Raw genomic sequence first — 3,563 nt, forward strand, 5'->3', positions numbered from 1 at the left:
CTCGTCGGCCAGCTCCACCGCCATCGAGTCCGCGTCGGCCTCCGAATAGACCACCACCGTGGCGATCCCCATCCGACGACACGTCCCAATGATCCGAACCGCGATCTCGCCCCGGTTGGCGATGAGGATTTTCGAGAACATCAGGTCCTAGCGCAGCTTCACGGCGGTGCCGGCGGCGGTCACCATCAGCATGCCGTTGTCGACGCCCAGGGTTTCATAGTCCAGGTCGACCCCCACCACGGCGTCGGCGCCCAGCCGCTGAGCCTCGTCGCACATCTCGCGGATGGAGATGTCGCGGGCCTCGCGAAGGGCCTTCTCGTAACCGCCCGCCCGGCCGCCGATGATGTTGGTGATGCCCGCGAACAGGTCGCGGAAGATGTGGGCGCCGATGATGGCCTCGCCGCTGACGACGCCGAGGGTCTCGGCGATGGTCCGGTTGGCGATTTCGGGCGTTGTGCTGGTGATCATGCCTGCATCCTCCTGCGGCGCACTTTCGTAATCAGGTCGGGCAACTTAGATTGGGACCCATGAGCACGCCAGCCGCCACCTCACCCTCCGGATTCGATCTCACCGCGCCCGACGCGAGCGAGCGCCAGACCCTCGAAGCGGGCCTGACCCGCGAGGAGGCCGAGGTGCTGCTGCACCACGGCACCGAGGCGGCCTTCTGCGGCGGCCTGCTCGATAACAAGCAGGACGGCGTCTACTGCTGCCGCCTGTGCGCCCTGCCGCTCTTCCAGGCCAAGACCAAGTTCGAGAGCGGCACCGGCTGGCCCAGCTTCTTCGCCCCCTATGACGAGGCCCACGTGAAGGCCGTACGCGACACAAGCTACGGCATGATCCGCATCGAGACCCGCTGCGCCCGCTGCGACAGCCACCAGGGTCACGTCTTCCCCGACGGCCCCGCGCCGACGCGGCTGCGCTATTGCATCAACTCGATCTCGCTGGAGTTCACTCAGAACGGCCAGCCCCTGCGCGACCCGCTGAAGCGCGGCGACAACGCCCATCTCGCCCACGCCTGATCTGAACTAGGCGGACCGCGGGGAAACCGCGCTAGGCTCCCGGCAAACAGCGCCAGGGAGGCGACACCGTGAAGGATTTCGCAGGCAAGACCGCCGTGATCACCGGCGGCGGCACGGGCATGGGGCGCGAGCTGGCCCGCCAGCTCGCCGCCGAGGGCTGCAATGTCGCCATGTGCGACGTCTCGGCGAAGGCCATGGAAGAGACGGTCCGGCTGATCGAGGCCGACGGCAGGCCGCAGGGCACCAAGGTCACCACCCACATCGCCGACGTTTCGCTGGAGGCCGCGCTGATCGCCTTCCGCGAGGAGCTGAAGGACCAGCAGCAGACCGACCGCATCCACCTGCTGTTCAATAACGCCGGGATCGCCGGCGGCGGCAGCATGGTCACCGACAGTCGCGCGGCCTGGGAGAAGACCTTCAATGTCTGCTGGGGCGGGGTCTATCTGGGGGTGCGCACCTTCCTGCCCATGCTGATGGCCGCCGACGAGGGGCACATCGTCAACACCTCCAGCGTCAACGGCTTCTGGGCGACCATCGGGCCCAACACCTCCCACACCTCCTATGCGGCGGCGAAGTTCGCAGTGAAGGGCTTCACCGAGGCCCTGGTCACCGACCTGCGGATCACCGCGCCGCACATCAAGTGCTCGGTGGTCATGCCCGGCCACATCGGCACCTCCATCGTCGCCAACTCCCGCAAGGTGCAGGGCGGGGTCGATTCCGACGAACTCTCCGCCGACGAGGTCGCCGCGGCCCGCGCCCGCGCCGCCGCGGCGGGCATGGACATGACGGAGGTCAGCGACGACGCCATCCGCGCCATGAGCTCCGAGGCCGCCCGCCGCTTCCTGGAAGACGCGCCGATGACCGCCGCGGCGGCGGCCAAGGTCATCCTGGACGGAGTCCGCGACGAGCGCTGGCGCATCCTCGTCGGAGACGACGCCCACCGGCTGGACGAATGGGTGCGGCGCGATCCGGAAGGCGCCTACGAACCCAAGTTCTATCAGGACTTCGCCGCCGAGGTTGGCTGGCGGATCGGCGGCTAGAAGCCCAGTTCGGCGGCGGCGATCTCAGCCGTCGTCAGGGCGGCGACCATCTCGTCGCGATCATTGGCGTCCTCAAGCGTCCAGCTCGCCGACAGTCCGGCATAGGCCAGGATCCATTGCAGCAGCCGTCGGCGCTCAAGGCCGGCGCTCTCGGCCACGACCTCGACCTGTCGCCGCATCCGCTCTGGCGGCGCGGCCACCAGGGGATCGGGATTGCAAAAGATGTTGGCGTAGTCGAAGCCGCGCTCGCCGACCAGGCCCTTGGGATCGATCGCCAGCCAGCCGCGAGGGCCGAAGTCCAGCACGTTCTCGTGGTGAAGGTCGCCATGCAGGACGCTCACCTCGCGCGGATCGGCCAGCAGCAGCTCGGACGTCGCGTGAGCCTTGGCCAGAACCCCTCCATGCCGGGCGGCTCCAGGCCCAAGCGCGGCGAACCACGTTGCGAGCGGAACCAGAGTGGCTGGCGGTACGGTGGCGCGCGGCGCGTGAAGCGCCATGGCCGCGCGGCACAGGATCGCCGTGGCGCCATCGTCATCGGTCCCGGCCATCTCGACCAGGTCGCCGCGCCCCATGGCGCGTTCCAGTAGGAGGGCTTCGCCGTGGTGGGCGAGCACCCGCGCCGCGCCCTCCCCGGCCCACCAGGCCATCAGGCCTCCGCCGCGCTGCTCCTCGACCTCATAGGCGAGCTTGAGCATGGCGGGCTCGCGCCCGCGCCGGACAGGCATGAGCCAGCTGCGCGTATAGGGCGTGGAAAAGGCCTCGCCATCAGGTGACAGGCCCCAGCGGTCGAGCCAGGGCTGAAACAGGGTGTCGCTCATCGCGTGAACATAGGCGGCCCGCGATGGCGCGCGACCCTGCGAGCGACGAAAAACCCCTCCGGCGGACGCCGAAGGGGTCTCGTAAGTCCTGCGCGTCGGCCGCGATCAGCAGGCGTATTCGCGGCGAATGGTGATCGGGCGACCTGAATAGCGGTCATAGACCCGCTCGCGGGTGGTGCAGACGCGATAGCGCGGCTGGGCGTAGGCGTAGCCGTAGGGCTGAGCGTAGCCATAGGGCTGGTTGTAGCCGTGCGAGCCGCGATAGCGGTCGTGGTAGCGATCATCGTAGCGACGGTTGTCGTAGTAGCGCGAATTGTCGTTGCGGCTGGCGCTGCCAAGCGCGGCGCCCAGCGCCAAACCGATCACACCGGCGGCGATGGCCTTGCCATTGTCGTCGTTGTCGCGATGGCGACGATCATAGCGGCCGTCGCGATAGGATTGGGCTTGAGCAGGGATCGCCGAGGCGACCACACCGCCGATGGTCAGGGCCGCGATGGCCGCGGTCAGGGTCTTGTTCATCGTGACCTCCTTCCGGCGAGATCCACAAATGGGGCCGGTTTCGAGGATCAGATTGACGCACCGCGCCTGAATGCTGGCTGAACAGGTTAATGGTCCGTCAGTCATATCCGCGCCGCGCTAGAGCGGGATGTTGTCGTGTTTCTTCCAGGGATTGGTGAGTTGCTTGG

General features: G+C 67.9%; 6 protein-coding genes. 2 read left to right on the plus strand and 4 right to left on the minus strand.

From position 1 onward, the window contains the following. Nucleotides 1-141: biotin carboxylase N-terminal domain-containing protein (locus RMO04_RS10570; protein ID WP_309644751.1), on the minus strand; the 141-nt coding region annotated here is incomplete at its 3' end. Nucleotides 142-147: 6 nt separating this feature from the next. After that, nucleotides 148-468, minus strand: coding sequence for a heavy metal-binding domain-containing protein (locus RMO04_RS10575; protein ID WP_309644746.1), 321 nt, complete (start codon nt 466-468; stop codon nt 148-150). 59 nt (nt 469-527) lie between these two features. On the opposite strand from RMO04_RS10575, the gene msrB reads away from it, so the two are divergent. Continuing rightward, the gene (gene msrB / locus RMO04_RS10580) at nt 528-1,019 is read left to right on the plus strand and encodes a peptide-methionine (R)-S-oxide reductase MsrB (RefSeq protein ID WP_309644747.1); all 492 of its coding nucleotides are present in this window, start codon (nt 528-530) and stop codon (nt 1,017-1,019) included. A gap of 68 nt (nt 1,020-1,087) precedes the next feature. Further along, complete coding sequence (locus RMO04_RS10585; protein WP_309644748.1) at nt 1,088-2,059, plus strand: SDR family NAD(P)-dependent oxidoreductase; 972 nt, start codon at nt 1,088-1,090, stop codon at nt 2,057-2,059. Here the strand turns inward: RMO04_RS10585 and RMO04_RS10590 are convergent. Next, a complete protein-coding gene (locus RMO04_RS10590) occupies nt 2,056-2,877 on the minus strand; it encodes an aminoglycoside phosphotransferase family protein (protein ID WP_309644749.1) in 822 nt (273 codons plus the stop codon). The genes RMO04_RS10585 and RMO04_RS10590 overlap by 4 nt on opposite strands. A gap of 105 nt (nt 2,878-2,982) precedes the next feature. Beyond that, nucleotides 2,983-3,396 (minus strand): hypothetical protein, encoded by a 414-nt coding sequence (locus RMO04_RS10595; RefSeq protein WP_309644750.1) that lies wholly within the window; start codon nt 3,394-3,396, stop codon nt 2,983-2,985. Between the last annotated feature and the right edge of the window lie 167 nt (nt 3,397-3,563).

The organism is Phenylobacterium sp. (assembly GCF_031412415.1).
Lineage (GTDB): Bacteria > Pseudomonadota > Alphaproteobacteria > Caulobacterales > Caulobacteraceae > Phenylobacterium.

Coding starts and splice junctions, on each gene's coding strand:
- msrB (WP_309644747.1), top strand. CDS start 528: ATGAGCACGCCAGCCGCCACCTCACCCTCCGGATTCGATCTCACCGCG.
- RMO04_RS10590 (WP_309644749.1), bottom strand. CDS start 2,877: ATGAGCGACACCCTGTTTCAGCCCTGGCTCGACCGCTGGGGCCTGTCA.
- RMO04_RS10595 (WP_309644750.1), bottom strand. CDS start 3,396: ATGAACAAGACCCTGACCGCGGCCATCGCGGCCCTGACCATCGGCGGT.
- RMO04_RS10575 (WP_309644746.1), bottom strand. CDS start 468: ATGATCACCAGCACAACGCCCGAAATCGCCAACCGGACCATCGCCGAG.